The sequence below is a fragment of the Brevibacterium paucivorans genome (assembly GCF_016907735.1).
GTDB lineage: Bacteria > Actinomycetota > Actinomycetes > Actinomycetales > Brevibacteriaceae > Brevibacterium > Brevibacterium paucivorans.
In genome coordinates, this window is the sequence record NZ_JAFBCP010000001.1 from 1,228,402 (window position 1) to 1,249,173 (window position 20,772).

The 20,772-nt window shown below is 57.9% G+C and carries 21 protein-coding genes; 14 read left to right on the forward strand and 7 right to left on the reverse strand.

What is annotated here, in order from left to right:
- The first annotated feature begins 22 nt into the window (after nucleotides 1–22).
- The 3 genes from JOE56_RS05770 to JOE56_RS05780 all read left to right on the forward strand — a co-directional run bounded on the left by JOE56_RS05770 (nucleotide 23) and on the right by JOE56_RS05780 (nucleotide 3,481).
- Nucleotides 23–664 (forward strand): hypothetical protein, encoded by a 642-nt coding sequence (locus tag JOE56_RS05770; RefSeq protein ID WP_102239401.1) that lies wholly within the window; start codon nucleotides 23–25, stop codon nucleotides 662–664.
- Nucleotides 665–899: 235 nt separating this feature from the next.
- Entirely contained in the window at nucleotides 900–1,685 is a 786-nt protein-coding gene (locus tag JOE56_RS05775) for a YcnI family copper-binding membrane protein (RefSeq protein ID WP_102239399.1), read from the forward strand.
- Nucleotides 1,682–3,481, forward strand: a complete 1,800-nt coding sequence (locus JOE56_RS05780; RefSeq protein WP_102239398.1) for a copper resistance protein CopC — start codon at nucleotides 1,682–1,684, stop codon at nucleotides 3,479–3,481. Before JOE56_RS05775 ends, JOE56_RS05780 begins: the two co-directional genes overlap by 4 nt.
- 24 nt (nucleotides 3,482–3,505) lie before the next feature.
- Here the strand turns inward: JOE56_RS05780 and JOE56_RS05785 are convergent, their stop codons facing one another.
- On the reverse strand, nucleotides 3,506–3,895 hold the full coding sequence (locus JOE56_RS05785) for a DUF4870 domain-containing protein (protein ID WP_005886114.1): 390 nt from the start codon (nucleotides 3,893–3,895) through the stop codon (nucleotides 3,506–3,508).
- Nucleotides 3,896–4,021: 126 nt separating this feature from the next.
- On the opposite strand from JOE56_RS05785, the gene JOE56_RS05790 reads away from it, so the two are divergent.
- Nucleotides 4,022–4,504 carry a mycothiol transferase gene (locus tag JOE56_RS05790; RefSeq protein WP_102239397.1) on the forward strand — a complete coding sequence of 161 codons (483 nt, stop codon included), beginning with the start codon at nucleotides 4,022–4,024 and terminating at the stop codon, nucleotides 4,502–4,504.
- A gap of 102 nt (nucleotides 4,505–4,606) precedes the next feature.
- On the opposite strand, the gene JOE56_RS05795 is transcribed toward JOE56_RS05790, so the two are convergent.
- Nucleotides 4,607–5,218 (reverse strand): TetR/AcrR family transcriptional regulator, encoded by a 612-nt coding sequence (locus JOE56_RS05795; RefSeq protein ID WP_204515224.1) that lies wholly within the window; start codon nucleotides 5,216–5,218, stop codon nucleotides 4,607–4,609.
- A 182-nt stretch (nucleotides 5,219–5,400) separates the two neighbouring features.
- Between JOE56_RS05795 and JOE56_RS05800 the strand changes: the two genes are divergently transcribed.
- Nucleotides 5,401–6,111: a GAP family protein gene (locus JOE56_RS05800; protein WP_204515225.1), complete on the forward strand. Its 711-nt coding sequence runs from the start codon at nucleotides 5,401–5,403 to the stop codon at nucleotides 6,109–6,111.
- Between the two features lie 210 nt (nucleotides 6,112–6,321).
- Here JOE56_RS05800 and JOE56_RS05805 read toward each other — a convergent pair whose 3' ends face one another.
- From JOE56_RS05805 to JOE56_RS05815, 3 genes are all read right to left on the reverse strand, one after another.
- A complete protein-coding gene (locus JOE56_RS05805) occupies nucleotides 6,322–6,582 on the reverse strand; it encodes a hypothetical protein (RefSeq protein WP_204515226.1) in 261 nt (86 codons plus the stop codon).
- A complete protein-coding gene (locus JOE56_RS05810; RefSeq protein ID WP_204515227.1) occupies nucleotides 6,579–6,842 on the reverse strand; it encodes a hypothetical protein in 264 nt (87 codons plus the stop codon). Before JOE56_RS05810 ends, JOE56_RS05805 begins: the two co-directional genes overlap by 4 nt.
- Nucleotides 6,843–6,977: 135 nt before the next feature.
- Nucleotides 6,978–7,892, reverse strand: coding sequence for a DUF1206 domain-containing protein (locus JOE56_RS05815; protein ID WP_204515228.1), 915 nt, complete (start codon nucleotides 7,890–7,892; stop codon nucleotides 6,978–6,980).
- A 98-nt stretch (nucleotides 7,893–7,990) separates the two neighbouring features.
- Between JOE56_RS05815 and JOE56_RS05820 the strand changes: the two genes are divergently transcribed.
- Both JOE56_RS05820 and JOE56_RS05825 read left to right on the forward strand, forming a co-directional pair.
- The gene (locus JOE56_RS05820) at nucleotides 7,991–9,001 is read left to right on the forward strand and encodes a hypothetical protein (RefSeq protein WP_204515229.1); all 1,011 of its coding nucleotides are present in this window, start codon (nucleotides 7,991–7,993) and stop codon (nucleotides 8,999–9,001) included.
- 38 nt (nucleotides 9,002–9,039) lie between these two features.
- The gene (locus tag JOE56_RS05825; protein WP_204515230.1) at nucleotides 9,040–9,399 is read left to right on the forward strand and encodes a GntR family transcriptional regulator; all 360 of its coding nucleotides are present in this window, start codon (nucleotides 9,040–9,042) and stop codon (nucleotides 9,397–9,399) included.
- Nucleotides 9,400–9,505: 106 nt separating this feature from the next.
- On the opposite strand, the gene JOE56_RS05830 is transcribed toward JOE56_RS05825, so the two are convergent.
- The gene (locus JOE56_RS05830) at nucleotides 9,506–11,632 is read right to left on the reverse strand and encodes an MMPL family transporter (protein WP_204515231.1); all 2,127 of its coding nucleotides are present in this window, start codon (nucleotides 11,630–11,632) and stop codon (nucleotides 9,506–9,508) included.
- 212 nt (nucleotides 11,633–11,844) lie between these two features.
- Between JOE56_RS05830 and JOE56_RS05835 the strand changes: the two genes are divergently transcribed.
- The 6 genes from JOE56_RS05835 to JOE56_RS05860 all read left to right on the forward strand — a co-directional run bounded on the left by JOE56_RS05835 (nucleotide 11,845) and on the right by JOE56_RS05860 (nucleotide 19,006).
- Nucleotides 11,845–12,492 carry a hypothetical protein gene (locus JOE56_RS05835; RefSeq protein ID WP_204515232.1) on the forward strand — a complete coding sequence of 216 codons (648 nt, stop codon included), beginning with the start codon at nucleotides 11,845–11,847 and terminating at the stop codon, nucleotides 12,490–12,492.
- 280 nt (nucleotides 12,493–12,772) lie between these two features.
- Nucleotides 12,773–14,104: a M20 family metallo-hydrolase gene (locus tag JOE56_RS05840; protein ID WP_204515233.1), complete on the forward strand. Its 1,332-nt coding sequence runs from the start codon at nucleotides 12,773–12,775 to the stop codon at nucleotides 14,102–14,104.
- A gap of 116 nt (nucleotides 14,105–14,220) precedes the next feature.
- Nucleotides 14,221–15,351 carry a hypothetical protein gene (locus JOE56_RS05845; RefSeq protein ID WP_204515234.1) on the forward strand — a complete coding sequence of 377 codons (1,131 nt, stop codon included), beginning with the start codon at nucleotides 14,221–14,223 and terminating at the stop codon, nucleotides 15,349–15,351.
- Entirely contained in the window at nucleotides 15,335–16,948 is a 1,614-nt protein-coding gene (locus JOE56_RS05850; protein ID WP_204515235.1) for a substrate-binding and vWA domain-containing protein, read from the forward strand. Before JOE56_RS05845 ends, JOE56_RS05850 begins: the two co-directional genes overlap by 17 nt.
- On the forward strand, nucleotides 16,945–17,760 hold the full coding sequence (locus tag JOE56_RS05855; protein WP_204515236.1) for a hypothetical protein: 816 nt from the start codon (nucleotides 16,945–16,947) through the stop codon (nucleotides 17,758–17,760). The genes JOE56_RS05850 and JOE56_RS05855 overlap by 4 nt, the downstream gene beginning before the upstream one ends.
- Nucleotides 17,761–17,791: 31 nt before the next feature.
- Entirely contained in the window at nucleotides 17,792–19,006 is a 1,215-nt protein-coding gene (locus JOE56_RS05860) for a toxic anion resistance protein (protein ID WP_204515237.1), read from the forward strand.
- Between the two features lie 150 nt (nucleotides 19,007–19,156).
- Here the strand turns inward: JOE56_RS05860 and JOE56_RS05865 are convergent, their stop codons facing one another.
- The gene (locus tag JOE56_RS05865) at nucleotides 19,157–19,696 is read right to left on the reverse strand and encodes a PadR family transcriptional regulator (RefSeq protein ID WP_204515238.1); all 540 of its coding nucleotides are present in this window, start codon (nucleotides 19,694–19,696) and stop codon (nucleotides 19,157–19,159) included.
- Nucleotides 19,697–19,801: 105 nt separating this feature from the next.
- On the opposite strand from JOE56_RS05865, the gene JOE56_RS05870 reads away from it, so the two are divergent.
- Complete coding sequence (locus JOE56_RS05870) at nucleotides 19,802–20,680, forward strand: CPBP family intramembrane glutamic endopeptidase (protein WP_204515239.1); 879 nt, start codon at nucleotides 19,802–19,804, stop codon at nucleotides 20,678–20,680.
- Nucleotides 20,681–20,772 lie beyond the last annotated feature (92 nt).

Genomic DNA, 20,772 nt, shown 5'->3' on the forward strand with positions numbered 1-20,772 from the left:
TGCGAGAGTTCATACTTGTCCCATGCAAAAACAGGCTCGAGTGTTCCGCTTGGTGCGGGGTGTAATCGCCGCTGTTTTTGCTACGTTTATTGCGCTGTTTGCCCACGTGGTGGGTGGCGCCGAGGTGCCTGGATGGTTGGGTATTGTCGCTCCGCTCATTCTGTCGATCTTCGTGTGTACTGTGGTGGCGGGCCGGATGTTGCCGTTGTTGCGACTGTCCGTGTCCGTTATCGCGAGTCAAGTGTTGTTCCACTGCCTGTTCATGTTGGGCACGCCAAGCTCAACTTCTTCGGGTCCCACGAACATGGCGATGGGTCACCATCATCACGGGCATGGAGCAATGTCCATGCCAGAATCCATGTCTGGAGTCGCGGACCATGCAGCGCACATGCACGCTGGTCCGAGCATGTGGATCGCCCACTTAGCGGGTGCGGCGTTTACGATTCTTTTTCTTCACAAGGGTGAGCAGATCCTGATCCACCTGTGGACGCTGGCCATTCGGCTCGCGCGCAAAGTGGGGCTTGGACTTCCGTCACCTTTCCGGCCGCTCATTCCGCTGTTTAGCGCGCGGATTCGGCCTCCTGAGACACGGCACCTCGCGCCGGTTTCGCAAATCTCCATTTCTCTTCTGTGGTGGCGTGGACCACCCATGGGTGTGCGCTAGCAAGAACCACCTCACCCGAGGTGCGCTAGATACTTATCCCTCGCTGGAGACAAGACCTCCTGCGAGATGTGTGTGATTCATCCCGAGGACGCTGCCCGCACCGGGACTCGTTTGCGTGCGACGGTTCGTGCGCAGAAAGTTCGTATGCACGCGTTGTGCGTGTGCTTCTGCGTCGTCGATTTCCACCTCGGGATCCACAGCAAACCCATCACGAATTTCAGAAAGATCAAGAAACATGCACAAGAAAACTCTTAATAAAAAGTCACTGTTGTCCCGCACTTTAGGTGTCACTGCTGCGGCCGCGGCTCTATCCATCGCGGGTGCTATGCCTGCAAGTGCTCATGTGACTGTGAAAACTGACAATGCCGCTGCCGGTTCGTACACGGTCTTGCAGGTGAGCGTGCCACACGGGTGCGACGGTTCCGCAACCACGAAGGTCTCTATCAAAATTCCAGAGGGCATCAACATGGTGACCCCAACGCGCAATGGTTTCTACTCGGTAGAGAAGGTGATGAAGGATCTTCCTGAGCCAATCACCGATGGACACGGAAACAAGATCACCCAGCGTGTGGACGAGGTCGTGTACACGGCTAAGACGCCATTGCCAGCAGACCAGCGTGACGTTTTTGAGCTGTCGACCAAGTTGCCCGAGGACGCAGCCGGTAAAACCCTGTACTTCCCGACAGTGCAGAAGTGTGAAAAGGGAGAAACCGCTTGGGTGCAGATACCGGCTGAAGGGCAAGACCCGCACGAGCTTGAAAACCCGTCACCGGAACTTGAAGTGACTGAAGCCGTTGAAGATGGTCACGGACATGCACACGGTGCTCATGGGCACAACCACGCTGACGGCCACGACCACGGACATGAGCATGGCTCTGATGAGAAGTGGGTAGACGCTCAGCCAGCGAGCCAGAGTGGGGAAGGAAACAATACGCCTCTAGTGGTGACCTCGCTCATCGTGGGCATCCTAGGTTTGGCAACCGGCGTCTGGGCGCTTCTGCGGGGCCGTAAGAAAGCATGATGAGAACCGTCGCTGGAAAACAGATGTCTCGCGTGGAAGTGCGGCTTTCAGTGTCGCGGGCGCTGGCTGTGGTGTTACTCGGCACGCTTTTTATGTGGCTGGGAGCGGCGCCAAGCTTTGCTCACGCACAGTTGTTGTCCACGGATCCAGCCGATGGTTCCAGCTTGGAGGCTGCTCCATCGCAGGTTCGCTTGACGTTCAACGAGCCCGTACAGGCAGTTGAAGGTGCGACGCGTTTGTTTTCCAGCGACGGTAACTCCACAGTCATGACGGCTCACGCCGTTGACTCCACGGTCACCGTTGACTTGCCTGAGGACTTGCCGGACGGTGGGTACTCGCTGACCTATCGCATCATTTCTGCTGATGGGCACCCAGTGGGTGGATCGGTGACCTTCGAGGTGGGGCACGGTGAGCACCCGAGTCCCCACCCTTCTGGTGGTGATCCCAATGACAGCGTCAACACTGTGGTTGCTTCACTCTTAACTGGAGTGCACTATCTTGGCCTGCTCGTGCTTGCTGGGCTTGTGTTTTTCGAGGTCCTCATTGCTCGAGTCCATGTTCCGCCGGTGACTAAGGTGCTTCGCTACGCCTACGGTTGCGCGTTAGCTTCCGCGGCTCTCCTGTTGCCCGTGTCAGGCGCCAATGTTGCCGGAACTGATCTTGTGAACACCGCGCTGGGAGCGGACACCCCGTTGTTCCTTCCCCTGGATCGTTGGGTGCCATTTGTTCCTGTGCAGCAGTGGGTGTCTACCGGAGTGGTGTTTGTCGCTGGGTTGGGAGCGGTAGTCTTCACCGCACTCTCTGCTGTGCGTTCGAGTAACGTCATCTGGCGAGTTTTCGCGCTGATCTGCGCGGTGGGGGCACTCATGACGCCTGTTCTTACCGGTCACAGTCAGACTCAGAAACCTCTGTGGGCGATGATGACTTCGGATGTCGCTCACCTCGTAGCGGGAGCAGTGTGGTGTGGCGGTCTCGTGGGGCTCGTGTTCATGATGACTCGTACGCAACTGGGGGCTCGGAACCAACCCGGTGCCACCTCGGCGGGGGAACCCAAAGTTTCGCCCACCGTGCCGGCAACGTGCACACCGGAATTTACGGCCGAGGTGGTGCGCAGGTTTTCGGGGTGGGCGCTCGCCTGTGTTGTGGGCGTTGCTCTGACTGGTGTGGTCATGGTTTTGCTTATCGCTGACGACCTGGTTGCGCTGGTGTCTTCGAGTTATGGCCGACTTTTGGTGCTTAAGTTGGGGCTCGTGGCTGTTGTCGTGCTGTTGGCAGGCTGGAATCGTTTTCGGCTTTTGCCTCGCGTCATCAAGGAGCCTACGGTTCCGTTGCGCTGGAGTGCGTTGCGGCGTGTAGTTGCTTTGGAAGCCGCCGTGCTGGTTGCGGTGCTGTTAGTTACCGGGTTCCTGAGTAATGCAAACCCCTTTGTCGACAGTGGTTCGAAAGCAGGTTCGGCGGGTGGTTCTGAGGTTTCTCAGGAGGCACGTTTTGAGGCGGAATCACAGGGGTTGCGGATTGCCGGCGACGTGAAACCTGCAGCTGTTGGAACGAACACCATGACGTTCATATTGGAGTATGAGGGAAAGCCGATTACCAGCGACGATGTCACCGTGACGCTACGACTACCTGAACAGAACCTCGGCCCGCTAAACGAAGAAGCCCACTGGGACCCGGACGCGGGTCATTATGAAGCTAGTATGCAGGTTCCCGCATCCGGGAAGTGGAGTTTGCAGGTCGCGGCTCGAGTTGATTCATACACGGAGCCGATTGTTGTGGTGCCCTTCGAGGTTCGGTAGTGGCGGGTCTGGTGTCCGCCGAGCTTAGCGAAGCAACGGGAGCGTGAGTGGGTAGCGGTACATTTCGTGGCGGGAAGCAGCCATCGCTGCCAAGATTGGGATCACGATGCTGACGATGTAGACGATCGCCCAGATGATGAAAGACACGGGCAACAAAATGACAGTGAAGGCGAGGACAGTGGCGGCCGCTGAGGCGAGCGCCAGGGTCACTGCAAAATTGAAGGATCCTGCGGCCGCATTGCGCACGAAGTCGCTTTTGTCTTTGTAGATGAACCACACGATGAGCGGTCCCACGAAGGAGAGCATTCCCACACTCACCACCGAGGAGATGATGAGTGAAAGGTGGGACAAGATTGCCCAGGTACGTTCGGTCGACGGGTCGGTGGTCTGGTGAGTGCTGTATGTCTCGTTCATGTCTTCTATTCTTCCGTGCGCGGCTGGGTGTGACTATGCGGTTTTCCTCCAAGTTCTAGCGGATGCAACCCGGAAAAGACGTGCCTGCGGTATCTTTGGGCGCAATACACGCTGGAGGAAAACGACATGCCCACCACTGCGAAGCCCTTTTCCGCGCTCACTGATCAGATCCAGCGCCAACTCGAATCGATCGTCGAAATGGCCGTTCAAGTCGACCGATCAGGTGTGACTCATGTTCCCCTTCGTAGTCACTGGACCGTTGCGGGGCTTCTGAACCATCAGCGGTACGTCATTCGCTTTTGGATCGCGAATGTTGTGGTCGGAGCTGATCTTCCGGTCCCGTGGACCGATGACTCGCCACATAAAGACTGGAATGCCGACCCTGAGGTCGCACTCGAGACCTTCGTCAATGCCCTTCAACAGGAGTGGAAGGATGCCTTGTCTTTGCTTGCCGCGTACCCACCGGGAGAGCTTGCGTCCCAAGCTGACGATGACGGCAACCGCCCCACGGTCGACTGGGTGTTATCCCATCTACTAGCCGAAGTAGCCCGGCACGCCGGCCACATGGACGCCGTTTGCGAGATACTTAAACTTTCACCCGCCGAATAAAATCCAAAAGTTGGTGAAGGGCACAGTGTCTCAGCACCGACATGGATCGGCGGATTTCCTGAACATGAAACGACATGCTTGTCTTCCAGCCCGCCTGCTGTTTCAGCTCTTAGGCGACCCGGGTTCCACAATCAGCGCGAGTCCTGAAGCGAGGTCTTCTAACAGCTGCATCGCTGAGTCCACAGGAGCGTTGAGGTAGTCGATCGTCAGGCCGTTGACCAGTGCAGTGACAAGACGAGCTCCTTGCTCAGGCGACAGCCCGCGGGCCAGCTTTCCAAAACGTTGCGCTGCTTCGAGACCTTCAGATACGCGCGCTCGAAAGCTCGTCACCTCAGCGTCATATAGGTCAGCCAGCCATTCGCGTGTCGAGGCGGCAGCCCCCACAATGACCCACACAGCGGAATCCTCGCGTTGGACGGGTCCAATCGGCAAAAGCTCGGCCAAGCGACCGTGGATAACCGCGTGAAAATCCGTCGCATCCGTTTGCGTGAGGGCCCGCGACTCCTGGCGCTGCAACGACCTGACAATAGCTTTCGCGATGATGTCGTCCCGTGTACCCATCTGGTATTGGACGGTCCCAGGGGCCACGCCCGCTTCCGCGGCGACATTGCGCACGCTCAGGGCATCGAGGCCCTGGCTGACCATCACGCGAATGGCGGCATCAGCGACCACTGCGGCGGTGCCGGTGATGAGTGTATTGCGATCGACGGACATGGGGCTCCAATCTTCCGTGGCTCCGGTGCGGTGAGTCACTCATGAGCGTAGTTGCACTCGCTTTTGGCGTCTTATACGATCGTATCAATTCGTGTTCATACGAACGTATTAAAACGAGGTCAAAGCCTTCCTTGAAGCTGAGGCCAACCCCTCGCGTGAACATCCGATTATTGGAGAATGCCATGACAGACTTCCTTCCTCTTGCCGGCCTTGCACTCGTAGATAGTTTGAGCGCAGGTACCCTTGTCATTCCGATCGCCCTGATTTTTATGTGGCGACGAGTCCGGGTGGGCCTGTTGGGCACCTACCTCGCGACGATCGCCACGGCCTACTTCGGCCTCGGGGTTGCGTTGCTACTGGGGTTCGATGCGGCAGTTAGACGGTTTTCTGGAGTGAGCGAAACTGACTGGTTCCGGTGGGTGACGCTTGTTCTTGGCGCGGGACTTTTCGTCTTCGGCGTGTTCTCGCCAAACCCCAAAAAGCACACGGCCACGCAGTCCGCCGGCGCCGAGGTGCCGGAGGGTCGGGCTTCTCGCCTCGCCAAGAGTGCGTCGCTGAGTGTGACCGGCATGGCGGGGCTGGCGCTGGGTGCTGCAGTCGTCGAGGCGGCGACGATGTTGCCCTACTTAGGCGCGATGGGGATTATCCAGTCTATGTCCTTTGGATTTAGTGGCAAGGTCGCGCTTATTGCGGGTTATTGCCTCATTATGATCCTGCCGGCGATTCTCGTGGCTGTCATTGCCGGTGCCGCGGGACCAGCCATTTTTCCGCGGTTGGAGCGCGCAATGCGACGGTTGGAATATGAAGCGAAGGTGACGTTGCTGTGGATCGCGGCAATTGTGGGAGGCTACATGGCGATGTCGAGCGCAGTAAGGCTCGGACTGATCGGTTGAGTGTCAGGTTCAGCTTTGAGCGGTGTCGTTGACAGCAGAGCTCTGAGCAAAGGAATCCGACACAATGAGACTGGGCTACGAGGTGTTTCATCCTGATGTGAACACAGTCGTTCGTTTCTGGTGCGATGTACTGGAGTTTGAACTGGTCCCTCGCTCAAAGGTTTAGTTGGCGAGTGGAGAAACTCTGTGACGATTTCTGTACCTGTGGCTCTAGGCGCTGAGGCTACGGGTTAGTGCTTCCCTCGTGTATTCACTTGTAGACATACCACGGCGCTTCGCTTCGCTCTCAACGAGCTTCCAGAGGCGTGCTGGTACCCGCACGCTATGTACTTCCATGGGGTCAGTTCGCACCCAGGTCGGTGTTTCTTTGGTCAACGTTGAGTTGGGGAATCCTGCTTCGGCCTCGTCTGCCCAGCGTTCCACGTCAGCGTCGGTAAATGCGACGCCGTTGACATCAGTGTATTTCGTCATCGTGCGTTCCTCATTTCTTGCTCGAAGCCCTTTGTGAGGTAGTTCGCGTGAATGACGAACACCCCGCCGGGGACATGGATTACTACTAATTCGACGCTACGGCCAACGTGATCGAAACCGATCACACCCCAGCGTTGCGGTTCCGTGTTGGCATCACGGCGCCTGATTCGCGCGAAATCCATACCCGTTTCGATCGCCGTGACGATCTGCTCTTCTGTCAGTCCATGTTTAAAGGACCGTGGGTGGATGCCTATTCGCACACTTACAGTTTACAGAACGTAATACGCACAGTAAACACCACTAGTGACTAGCTAATCTCTTCTTTCAATATCTTTAGAGAGGACTTTCCTAGGTTAAAAGCTTTAGCGCACTGTCCTTTGCGAGCCTCGTGCCAATCATTCTGCTTTTTCATGCCGGGCATTAAACGCCCACACCAAGCAGAAACATCCGAAAGCGACGATCCCTAACGCCATTACCGTCAGCAAGTACGGTCCGAACGGCTGATCGACCAACGTGCGCAATGCCGAATTCGTGCCGCCGGCCGCCTCGGGGTCATGCGTGATTGATGACCACATGAACAGACCGCCCACAAAAATGATCGCGGTCCCTTTAGTGATGTAACCGACCTGGCCCAGACGCTTCACCCACTGAGCGACGCCCCCATCCAGGTCATCCTCAAACGACTTTTTCACCCCAGAAACAATCTGGCCCACACCAACGGCAGCAATCACAACACCGGCCACAGCGATGATCACGACGCCGCCAGGCATGCCCAGCACCTGGCCCACCATGGACTCTTGCTTTTCTTCACTACCCCCACCAGTACCCGCAACGGCTTGAACGGCACTGGCACACAAGAACGCGTACACGGCACTGCGACCCACTGACGCAATCCTTTTGAACAACCGCTTTGCACCCGAATACTGCTGATTACCAATCGCCGCTTCAATGAGCTGCCACACCACCAGCGCAGCCAGTCCAACCGCACACACAATCAGCACCACGTATCCAAACGGTTGTTGTGCAATTTGCTGAGTCGCCCCGGAGTTAGACGCCTCCTGTCCGCTGGCACCTCCGCCCCACGCGATCTGCACACAGATGAACGCAATGACCAAGTGCACTACGCCGTAGGCAAGTAGACCTACTGTGACAAACCCGCGATACACCGGATTCTGTTGAATCACCTCACCGGCTTTTTCGGCCGTCTCACTATGCGCGTCACCTGCTTTGTGGGCGACGTTTTCCGCTTTGTCTGCAACGTCTTGTGCCTGGTCAGCCACGTCTTTGGACTTGTCTGTGAGGTCGCTCATGCCTCTAATTTACTGAAGCATTGCGGAAAACCACTTGCAATCGAGTTTGTATCAGTACATACTATGTATTGATACATACAGCTATGGAAGGAAGTGACATGAACACCGCGATCTGGTGGATCATCATTTCGGTTGGGGTTCTCTTTGCTACAGCCCCCGTCACTGGCGGTATGCGCAAAGTGAATGAAAAAGAACTCGCCAAATACGCAAACAAACAGAAACTTCCAACCCCTAACCACCTCCGCCCTGCGCTCATTGAACGAATCACGCAACGTGAACGCGCGGCCCTCATTTGCGGAATTGCTGGAATCGTCATCAGCTTCGTGATCGGTGCCATTCTGCAGACCGCGTTCGGTGGCTGGGACGCCGACATGCCAATCGCTGGCCCAATCACCCTCATGGGTGTGGCTTTCGGTGGAGGACTGGGCGGCCTCGTCGCCACCTACCGAACCAAACCGCTCGCCCCTGAACAACCTCGGGTAGCCCGCCCCATTGAAACAACCCTTGGCGACTACGTCAGCAAAGGTGAGCGGATCGCACTGTGGCTCGCGCCCGTCAGCATCGCTCTGAGCACCGCCACCATGTGGATCATCGCCGCAAGTACCCCTGGAGTGATTGCGGAATACAGCAACCAGTTCGTGATGCTCACCGTTGTTGCAGGGTTCCTGCTGTTGCTGTGGGGAGCCATGCTGTTCGCCTGCACGCACATTCTCAACCGCCCACAGCACGCCGGCGATGACCTGGAACTCGCCTGGGACGACGCCGAACGTACCGTTGCACTACGCGGACTCATCGACAATGCAATCGCTATGGCGATGGTGTCATCCCTGGTGACATTGGTGGGCGTTGCCAACGTGATCATCAGCCCTCAGGTGCGCGAAGGCGCCCAAGACCTCACCGCTGGACTGGGAGGACTGGCGTTCATTACTGGTCTGGTCTGCTGGGCGATCGTCCTGATTCCCTTCCTCACCGGTCGTTTCAACCCCACACCATGGCGCAAACTGTGGGCCGGAAAAGACTTCGGAACCACCTCGGGGGAAGCAGCTCACACGGACGTAGCCGGTACCCACGCTGCGAACACCGCAACCACCTCGGACGATAACGCCTGACGACCACCCTGCCAGACCTGACAGAAAGGACGGATGCCATGTTGCGCATTGACCCCGCAGGTGCGACACCTCCGTACGAGCAGCTTCGTTCGCAGCTCATCCAGCAGATCGAGTCCGGAGAACTCCCGCCCGGTTCCCGCCTCCCAGCCGTGCGACGTTTAGCTAGCGACCTGGGAATCGCACCCAACACGGTCGCCCGCACCTACCGCGAACTCGAAACCCAGGGATATGTGAAAACCGCGGGCCGAAGGGGAACGATCGTGAGTGAAGACACCTCGGCCACGCCTGCACTCACGGCCACCCGTGACTTCGCCCGCCAGCTTGTGGACATGGGTATTGATGCGGAGTCGGCGGTGAGGATGCTTCGCCGGGCCTTCGCCGAGGTGGCACAGCGTTAAGTGCCTCCCTTACGTGAGTGCCCCGTGAGTGGGTAGTGCCCCCGAGGTGGATGTTCCGCCTCGGGGGCACTGGGCTTTTTGCGCGGTTGTGTGGGTGGGGTGCGGGTTAGCGCGCGCTGGCGTTGGGCGCTTTGCTTGGCCACCAGATCTTGTCGCCCATGAGGGTGAAGATCGACGGCACGATCACTGCGCGCACCACCAGGGTGTCGACGATAACGCCTACTCCCACGATCAGACCCAGCTGGCCCAGTGTGACAAGCGGCAGGATTCCCAATGCCGCGAACACCGCTGCCAGCACCACACCGGCGCTGGTGATCACGCCACCGGTGTGGGTGATCGCTTCGACCATGCCATCGCGTGTGCCGTGGACCTTCGCTTCATTCCGGGCCCGGTGGACAAGGAAGATCGTGTAGTCGATCCCCAACGCCACAAGGAACAGGAACGCAAGCAACGGCACCTGCAGGTCAAGGGCTTGCTGACCGAGGAAAACTCGGCTGAGCCACGCGCCGGCACCAATCGCTGCAACCGTACTTGTGAGGTTGACCAGCAACAGCAGCACTGGCGCCACGATTGAACGCAGCAACACCAGAAGCACCACGAAGCATACGCCCAGAATCAGTGGGGCGATCAGGAACAGGTCTCGCTTATTTCCGTCGCGCGCATCTAAGTCCTCAGCGACAGCGCCGCCGACGACCGCCTCGGCGTCAGAAACCTCATGGACAGCCTCACGCAAGTCCCGGATCTGGGCCAAACTTTCCGCAGTGCTTGGCGCGTATTCACTGGTCACCATGACTTTGGTGAGCGTGCCGTCCTCTGTTTCGTCAACCGGGTGCGCACGCACGATGCCCTCAACCGTCTCCGCTTTGTCGACGACGCCCTGGGCCTTGTCGCTGTTGGCGACCACCCAAATGGGCTGGGCCTCGCCCGGTGCGTAGTGCTGGGAAAGGACCTCGAACCCGGTGGCCGATTCGGACTTCACCCGGAATTTTTCAATCTGATCCAGCCCCACCGAGGTGCCCAGCAACCCGGTCGCCATGATGCCCAGGAGTGCCAGTCCCGCAAGCAGGCTCACGGCAGGTTTGCGCACCACGTTGCTGGCCGCCCAGCGCCAGAAGGACCGTTTCTGTGTTGTGGCGTTCTGTGAAGTGGCGCGGGCCCCGCCCGAGGTGGTTGCTGGGGTGTCTAATGTCGTTGCGTTCTGTTCCGGCTTTGGAATGAACGGCCAGAACGCTTTTCGCCCACTGACGGCAAGCAGAGGCGGGAGCAGGAACAGCACCGCTGCGAGCGCGATCACCAGGCCGATCGCTGAGGCAATCCCAATACCGCGGGTACTTGGAATCACTGCGACCACCAAGATCAGGAGCGCCAGAACAACAGTGAAGTTCGAGGCCAGAATCGCCGGCACTGTACCGCGCCACGCGTTGCTCAAAGCGGTTCGGTGGTTTGGCGTGCACAGGAGCTCTTCGCGGTAACGAGAGATGAGGAGCAGCGCGTAGTTCGTTCCGGCACCGAACACCAAAACACTAATGATCCCCGCATCGAACTGCAGGTCCCACGCGGCGCCGGCGGCTGCGGTGACTCGGCCAGCAAGACCGTCGGCCATGCCCACTGCGAACAGCGGCAAGAGCCACAGAATAGGGGAGCGGTAGGTCAGGATCAGCAGAACCGCCACGATCCCAATCGTGATCGACAACAGCAAGAAATTCGCGCCATCGAACGCGCCAGCCACGTCCGCACCAAACGCCGGACCACCCGTGACCTGCAATGACAGACTGGCCGGCACCTTGTCAGCCAGGGTGGCACGCAGGCCGTTAACGACCTCGGCGTTTTCAGTAGACGCCTCACTTACCTGCATGTCAGTGACTAGCAGGGCTGCCTTCTTGTCTTCACTGGGCAGCGGTCCGCTGGATTCAGCGCCGAGGTGGTCATCAAGTACCGGCAGAAGTTCCTTCAGCTGGGCGAGCTGGTCCTCAGTGAGCTCGGCGCCGTCGTCACGCGTTGCTACGACCAGGATCGTGCCGCGATCCGCTTCTGGGAACTTTTTCATGAGTTCGGCCGTTTGCATGGATTCGGAGTCAGCGGGGGCGAGGTTCGTGCCCACCGGGGCCTTCGCCTTTCCGAACACGCCAAACAGGGCCACGAGTATCAACAGCGAAACGCCCAGTGTGATCCACGCGCCGCGGCGGGATGTGAGGCGATCCGCAAAGGATTGAGTGTTAATTGAGGTAGTCATACCTCCAGCTCACCAAGGTTTGCGCGTGGGCACATCGCGCCAGTGGTTGAACGTGGAATCCACCAAAAGGTTGATTGGGTGCGGGTTTTGGGTGGTGGTTTGGGGTGGGCTGGGGCCGGAGTTTTAGGGCGGGTTTGGGTCCGGCACCCCGAATAAAAAGTGCCGACAACACATGGGGTGAAAGCACAAGTCTATTTTGCAAAGGAGAAATAATGCTTTCACGTAAAAACCTCAACACGATCATTGGTCGCCTGGCAGATGCAGAACCTGATGTGGTTGCCGAAGCCTTAAGTGAGCAGTTCGGTGTCCTTGTCATGTGTGTGGGCGATAACTGGAACAGCCCAATCTTGTATGTGGGGTCGGATGGGGTTCAGAAGAACCTGCTCCTTCCCGTTATCGATGCAGACGAGTGCGGTCCGGATCAAGACCTTTCCGAAGTTGCTGCGCACTACTGGAATGAGGTCAGTGAGAAGCGTCTGTGCCACACCGATGGTGAGAAGCGCAAAGAGGACCGTCCCCGCAGAACCGACATTGAGGTTCTGGTGTCACTTCTGGAGGAAAAAGAGCTTCCCGAGGTGCTTTCCGGCCTCAGTGCTCTCACCATGCTGAACTATGTGGACTTTGGTGATCGTGAAGGTGACCTGTACGTTTTGGTGCGCGATGGCCAGGTCATCAATAGGCCACTGTTGTTGATGGTTCTCTCAGAGGACACTCCTGAAGCGGACGATTCTACGGGCTGTACTGGGGAGGAGCTCACCTTGGACCCGGACACGTGGCTGGATGTTGAAGAGTTTGCGCACCGGAACCCGCACTTGGAGAGTGAAGAACTCAAAGAAGCGCTGCGCTATTTGAAGGAGTGAAAACTGCGTTTGGCTACAGTCCAGTTCTTGGAGTGTAGCCAAACGACCGGTTTTGTTCGCTCAGAGTGAAAAAACTGGGTGTTTCGCTACACTCGACTCGAACTCCGGTGCTCGAGTGTAGCGAAACGCACCCACGAGACTCGCACCCCCACGACTTAGACCCCATACACAAAGCACATCAAGAACTACAGTCTGGACACGAACCTCGCTTGGATCCGCTCATGGTTACGATCGGGAACCAATACCCAATGAGCCCAGGCCACGTCAGTGAGGTTGTGCAATGTCGCAGAGTCATGAGTCCAGAACCCCCAGCTCTGGTGCAATAAAGCCCAGCATCCACAACACCCGTCCCATTGAACCGGATGCGGAAGCGCTGGAATCAGCCATCAACCAACTGTCCACTTACACCGACTCCGCACAAGACGGCTGGACCCGTCAAGTACTCAGCGAACCGTACAAGGCAGCCCGCGAATTCGTGGCTAACCGCATGAAAAGCGCGGGCCTGGAAGTCCACACTGACGGTGCGGGAAACATCATCGGTCGGCTGCCTGGTCTGGCTAGCGAACGTGGTGCCAGGCTCAAACCGCTGGTGACGGGTTCGCACACGGACACAGTTGCCTCAGGTGGCCGGTTCGACGGAATCGTGGGCGTGCTGGGTGCCATTGAAATGGTCGAAGCCATGCGACGCACAGGAAGTCGTTTCGAACGCGACCTCATTGTCATCGACTTCTTAGGCGAAGAAGCCAACGACTTTGGAACCATGTGCGTGGGATCAAACACCCTGGTGGGAGGCGTCACCCCGGCCATGCTGGACTACACCGACCCCACTGGCGCAAAGTTCGGCGACGCCCTGGCACGCTTTGGTGTGGATCCCAACGCCGCGCTCAACAACGCGTGGCAACCGGGTTCCTTCCACGCCTACATCGAACTGCACATTGAGCAGGGGCCACAGCTGGAACGGCACAACACCCAGATCGGTGTGGTTACAGCGATCACGGGCATTTCGCGTTTCATCGCTCAGTTCAGCGGCCGCAACGACCACGCCGGAACCACACCCATGGACGTGCGCCACGACGCTCTCATGGCCGCGGCCGCCTCGGCTTTGACGGTCGAACGGGTCACGTGCGGCGCACCCAATCACGGAGTGGGAACCGTGGGGCGGATGGACGCATGGCCTGGCGCGCTCAACGTGGTGCCTGGCCGGGCAACGCTCGAAGCTGAGTTCCGCTCCGTTGACAGCGACTGGCTGGGCGTTGCTCAGCGCAACATCGCTGAACAGATCGCCCAGGAAGCCCACACCCGAGGTGTCGAAGTGGATCTCGAGTGGCTCGCCACCATGGAGGCGGTCCCCACCGTTCCGGCTATCCGCGACGAGATTGCCAACGCCGCCCAAACTGCCGGTCTCACCTGGGAAGCGATCCCTTCCGGTGCTGGGCACGACGCGCAACACATGGCCGCGCTTGGTCCCATGGGCATGATTTTCGTCCCCAGCGTGGACGGGCGCTCGCACTGCCCTGAGGAGTTCAGCCACACCTCGGACATTGCCAACGGCGTGCGCGTCCTTGCCGCCGCCCTTGCCCGCCTTGACGCTATGGACGTCATTCGCCAGTAGCCTGGGACGTCCGCAGCCCCGCCCGAGGTGGTGGCAACCGGCCGTGCACCGCCGCCTCCTTGGGGGAATTTCGTTCACACACTATTCACCAAGCGTCTTTAAGCTTCAAAAGTACTATGAAAAACAAAAAGATCGCTGCCATTGCAGGTGCGGCCATCATCGTTGTTCTTGTTGCGGTGCTTGGCATAGCTGTTGCCAGCCGATTCGGCTTTAGTCTCTTTGGCAAGCCCAAAACTGAAGTCACTGCGGTTGTAGGTAGCGAGAAGGAAGCCTTCTTTAAAGACCAGCGCGTGGTCGAAGCGTTCGCTGACAAAGGCTTCACAGTGAAGGTCTCAACTGCTGGCTCACTTGCAATGGCGAAGAGTGATTCCACAGCTAACAACGACTTCGCTTTCCCATCATCTGAATCCGCTGGTCAGGCGGTTCAAAAAGCGTTCAAAGACAAAGCGCGTAACTCGTACACGCCATTCTTCTCACCCATCGCAATTGCAACGTTCGAACCCGTCGTTCAGGTGTTAGCCAAGAACGGCGTTGCCCACGAAAACCAGGGCATTTGGGAAATCGACATGGCCAAGTATCTTGAACTGGTCAAAGACAACAAACGGTGGAGCGACCTCAAAGACAACAAGGCGTACAAGCCCCAGCGCAACGTGCTCATCACCAGCACTGACATCCGGAAGTCTAACTCCGCGGTAATGTACATGACGCTGGCCAGCTACGTCATGAACAACAACTCGGTTGTCACTGACAAAGGTGCGGCTGAATCACAAGTCGATGACCTATCCAAACTCTTCCTCAACCAGGGGTATGCACAAGGGTCATCAGCCGCTCCGTTTGAACGCTATTTGAGCCGCGGAATGGGTGAAGCGCCCATGGTCATCGCCTACGAAGGTCAGTTCCTGGGAGAAGAAACCGCACAGAACTCACGTATCCGTGACAACATGGTGCTCGCCTACCCAAGTCCAACGGTCTTCTCCACGCACACCGCTGTGACGTTTACGGAAAACGGCGACAAGGTCATGGACCTGTTGTCCAACGACGAAGAACTGGCCAAACTCCTCGCCGAACACGGGTTCCGCAGCAACGGTCCGCACTCCGCTGCGTTCGATAACTGGGTGCAAGAAAAGAACTTGAGCGACCGGTACCGCCCAGCAGGCGACTTTGTTGAGCTTGCGCAGATACCGTCCAGCGAAATCACCACGTTCCTCGTCGACAACATCGGGAGACGCTATGACTTGGCCAACTAGGTCTGCAACCAGCACGAAAACCAAGCCCTGGCACATCATCCGCACCCTGATCGCTGTGCTCACCGTGGGTATGCTCACGTTCGTGACCGCTGCGTGCGACGGCGGTGGCTTCGGAGGAAACGCAAACAGTCTGAAAGTTTTAGCAGGTTCCGAAGTCAAAGACTTAGAGCCGATCCTTAACGACATGGCCAAAGAAACCGGTGTAAGTTTCGACATCACCTACGCCGGAACCCTTGAAGGCACCGAAAAACTGGTCAACGAAGGTCAGGGCGATTTCGACCTCACATGGTTCCCATCCAACTACTATCTGTCGTTGTTTGAGCAGTCGAAATCACTCGTTGGTGAAGAAAAATCAATCATGTCTTCGCCAGTAGTTCTGGGCCTCAAGCCTGAAAAAGCTAAGCAACTCGGCTGGTCAGAAGACAAGCAACCAGCATGGGCTGATGTTGCACAAGCCGCAGAAAAAGGCGATCTGAAGTTCGGCATGACCAGCCCGCTGTCGTCCAACTCCGGTTTCTCAACTGTTCTGGAAGCTGCAACAGCACTCTCTGGTTCAGGTAACGCGCTACAAACCAAAGACGTTGAAGCTGCCACAGAAGGACTTTCCAAATTCTCCAAAGGAACCTCTCTCACCTCGGGAAGTTCCGGGTGGCTAGCGGAAGCCTTCGCAAAAGACCAGTCCAAAGCAGACGGAATCATCAACTACGAATCCGTACTCAAAGGCATGGACTTTGGGGGCCAACCACCCGTGCTGATCGCACCCTCAGACGGCGTGGTCACTGCTGACTACCCACTGACCCTGCTTGACGGGGCAGACGGCGACACCAAGGAAAAATTCAACAAGGTCACCGAACACCTGCTCAGCGATGAAGTCCAGCAACGCATCACGGACGAAACACACCGTCGCACAAAGGTCTCAAACCCAGACGAATTCCCCACAACCTTTGAAACCCCGTACCCAGCAACCCTGGACACGGTCCAGAAACTGCTGGAAGCGTGGGTGGCAAACGGACGCAAACCCGCCACGATGTTCTTCCAGATTGACACCTCGGGCTCCATGCGCGGGGAGCGGTTGGAACAACTCAAAACAGCGTTGGGAATCTTGAGCGGAACCAGCGCAAAGAACGACACCGAACGCTTCCTTGCGATCCAGCCACGTGAAAAGCTCAAACTGGTGGAGTTCTCGCACGAAGTCAAGAGCACCGACGGATACAGACTGACTGACAACGGTAGCGCTGACAAGGTGCGCAAGGACCTCGACACCAAGATCCAGACGCTGACGGCTGAAGGCGGAACAGCCATTTACTCCACGTTGCAAACCACGCTGGAATCGGCGAAAAAAGAAAAGTCGGATGACAAGATCACCTCAGTGGTGGTGTTCACCGACGGCATGAACGAACACGGCATCTCATTCCGCGCGTTCAAAGACTGGTACAGCAATAACCCGGACGTCCAGGATATCCCCGTGTTCGCGGTGAGCTTCGGAAATGCCGACTCAGACGAACTACAGGAACTGGTCTCACTCACTGGGGGCCGCGTGTTTGACGGCAACGCCGACCTCACCGCCGCGTTTAAGGACATCCGAGGCTACCTGTGAAAACTCGTACGCAGGCCATGATCGCTGGCGCCAGTGGAGTGCTGCTGGGCGCAACCAGTGCTGTCTTGGGGCTGGGTAGTTTTGCCGGCGCGGTTGGGGTTGCGGGTGTCGCCGTGGCTGCAGGAGGCGCAATGGCTGCCGCCGTTGGTGTCTTTCTCCACGCAATCACTCCCGCGCCCAGCCTGCTCGTAACCACCTCGGACGGGGTCAATGAAAGCACCGCCACCATCCTGGAAAACGTGCTGAACTCCACCCGCGACATAAGGCGCAAACTCGACGAATGGCGCAGCGAACTGCCCCGGATCGAACGGAACCTGCGCGGACAGCGAGGGGCGGGTGGCACCTCGGCGGGGATGGCCCCAGGGGTCACCTCCGGAGTTGAGGCGGCGCCGGGAGTTGGGGCGACCTCGGGCCGGTATGGGGGAGCCTCACGGCCGGCCGAGGTGTTAGACCAGCTGGCAGGGATCCTCACCCGGATCGACGGGTTAGCCCAGACCGAAGCCGTGCAAGAACGCGACCCCAGCGACGGGGACCTGCTCATGTTGGAGGGGATCGCCTGCCGGTACATTCCGGAGCTCATGGACGCGGTTGATGACACATTCGACTTCCTGGCTAAGTTCAGCGGGGATGCGCTTAAGGACGTGCAGAAGAACCTCGAGACGATTCACAGTGAGTTCGGCGTCATGAGCGAGACTCTGGAACAGCTGGAACAGGACGTGGTGCGTGGCGTGAGCCACTCCCTGGAAGTGCATTCGGAGTTCATGCGTAGGCGCCTGAAAGCTTCTGACACCCCATCGATTATTGATATCTAGCTCTCATCTAAACCCACCCGAAAGGACCGTCATGACTCTGCAACCACCAGAACCAGCTCCAGCTCCCGTAGCTGAACCACCCGTTGAAGAAGTTAAAGACGACAAAGCGCTTTCCATGCTGGAGCCGCTTGACCAGGCGGTTTCCACGGAGCTGAGCCAGCGTGCCGAAAAATGGTTGAACACCGTGGCAGCTTTGAACCCGCACAGCCAGGAGTTCCAGACGCAGATTATTGCGATTGGGAACGTGGCGCGTAAGACGTTTGAGTCTACCGCGCAGACGTCCAGCCGGTTCATGGAGAAGTCGCTGCGTGACGCCAAGGCAGAAGGCAGCAAGAGCCAGCAGCAGGTGTCGAGTTCGCTGCTGGAACTGCGCACTGTCATGAACGACCTGGCGCCGTCGGATAAGACGTTTGCGCAGAAGGCCCTGGGGTGGGTGCCTGGGTTTAACGCGATCAAGAAGTACTTCAACAGTTTTGAGTCGAACCAGAAGCAGTTGAATTCGGTGTTGCGGTCTTTGGACGCAGGTCAGGAGCAGTTGCAGCGCGACAACGCGGAGCTTGCCGTGGAGCGTCGCAACTTGTGGGAGGACTTGCACGAACTGCAACGTGCGGAAGGTCTGTTGGAGCAGATCGACGGGCAGGTTGTGGGCAAGATTGAAAGCCTGAAGTCTGAGGGTCAGGCTGAGCAGGCAGGGATCCTGGAGAAGGACCTGCTGTTTGCTGTGCGTCAGCGTCGTCAGGACATTCAGACGCAGATCGCTGTGACCATTCAGAGCTACCTGTCCATGGGTATCATCGACGCGAACAACCGCCAGCTCATCCAGGGTGTGGACCGTGCCAAGACCACCACGGTGACGGCGCTGCGCACCGCCGTGATTACGGCTGAGGCGCTGGAGAACCAGAAGCTGGTGCTTGACCAGATTGACGCGGTCAACAAGACCACGAATGACCTGATCAACCGCACGTCTGACATGCTGGCGCAGAATTCGGTGCGCACGCAGAAGCAGGCTGTGGAGTCCGGTGTTGCTGTTGAGACGCTCAACCGGGCGTTCGATAGCGTGTTCAAGACTATGGACGGGATTGACCAGTTCCGCATTGAAGCGAACAAGAACTTCGCACAAACCATTGACGTGCTGAAGTCGCAGGTGGACCGCGCGCAGCCGTACCTGGAGCGCCAGAACGGTAATGCGCAGGTTGACGAGCTGGTCTCAAACCCCGACAACGCCCAGAACCTTCTGGAGATTTAATGGCTGGTTGGGCTGGTTCCACCTCGGGCTGGCCCTCTTGCCCGGAAAATCGTTTGGCTACAGTCCAACTTTTCGACTGTAGCCAAACGAAGCGAAACTACCCTTCCCGAGGTGTAAAAGAGTTTCCGTAGAGCCTGCGGCTTTGCGCCTTTATTTCAAGTCAGCCCGTGCCTGCACGATGAGCTCTGCCAGCCACGTGAGCGCGGTGTCGTGTGCGCGGATCCCAAAGTCCAGCGTGGCTGTGCTGTAGTGCGCAACTGAGGCGAGTTCGGCTGGTACGCTTTGGCCCGCCACCTGTGTTTGAGTGTGCGCAAGAGTCGCGGCAGAACGAGAGACCGCGTCACGAATCGATTCCAGGACGGAGATGCGTTCGGGTTCGTCCAAAAGCCCCAAGAAGTAGATGCGGGTGAGAGCCGCCGAGTCCAGGTCCGCGTTTTCCGGCGGTGACATCATCCAGGTGTGAAAACTTGTGCGTCCCTGTGGTGTGATGCCGTAGATTTTGCGCTTGCGGCCCGTGGTTTCTTGGGATACCACGTGGACGTCATCGCGTTTGAGGAGGCCGTCGAGCGCGCGCTTAATGCTGCCGGCGCTGGCCGAGTAGAACAACGAAGTTCCTTGTTCCATAGCTTTGATGAGGTCGTAGAGACTCATATTGCCCAAGAGAAGTAACCCCAGAATCACATGTGCCATGACATCAAGAGTACCTCTTGTGTCGCTTAAACATGTCTGATAGACATATCTCATAGAGATATGCGAGTAAGGGTCTCGCGCTCAAAGCTCTGGGGAGGGCGCGTCATGAATTGGTTTATTGGAATCACAATCGTCACATTGGCTAGCGGATGGATCGGTGCAGGTATCAACGAACTTCTGGGGCAACCAAATTCCGTGGACTCACTGGGCTCACTGATCTGGCTCACCACCCCGTTTGTGCTGGTGGTGGTCGCGCGAGTGACAAAGCAGGTGAGTGCGCCGGGTCGGTGGAAACCTCGGCTCAAACAGTCATGGCCGTGGTACGTGCTTGGGCTGTTGGTGTACCCCGCCATCTGTGTGTTTTCGAGTGTCGCAGGCGTGGGTTCGGGTATCGCCACGTTTAATGGGATTGACATTAGTGCCCTCAGTGGAGCAGTGGCCGTTCCATTTATCGCGATGTTCGTGAAAAACATTTGCGAAGAGTCCGTGTGGCGTGGCTTCTTTGTGGGTGAAATGGATCGCCGTGCCAGTGACTGGATGGTGTACGCGATCAGCGGTGGTGTGTGGGGCCTGTGGCACTTGCCGTACTACCTGTTCTTCCTGCCGGAAGAGCAGATGCGCACCGTAATGGACGTGTCACGTCCCGTGTTTGCGCTGTTCGCGTGCGGTGTGATGGTCCTGTGGGGCGTGCTGTTCGCAGAACTGTTTCGGCTCGCGGGGTCGATCTGGCCGCTGGTGTTGCTGCACGCAGTTGAGGACGTCACGGTTAACCCGCTGGTCTTGGAAGGTCGTTTGGTGATCCGGCCGGGCTTTGAGTGGCTGATCTCGCCTGTGGTGGGGATCCTGCCGGCACTGTGTTTGTGTGGTCTGGGACTTGTATTGCGTTGGTACCGCATTAACCGGGTTCGTGGTTCGGAAATCAGCCCGAGGTCGGAGTCCCTTCCGCGTGTTTCGGAACGTTCGGAACAGGGTGCGGCTGTGTGAGGAAAGCCCAGACGGCGCAAAGCGAGCAAGACTACGCAATATAATGCGCCGTATCGCTCGTTTTGCGCTGTTTCGCCCTACGGCCCTACGGC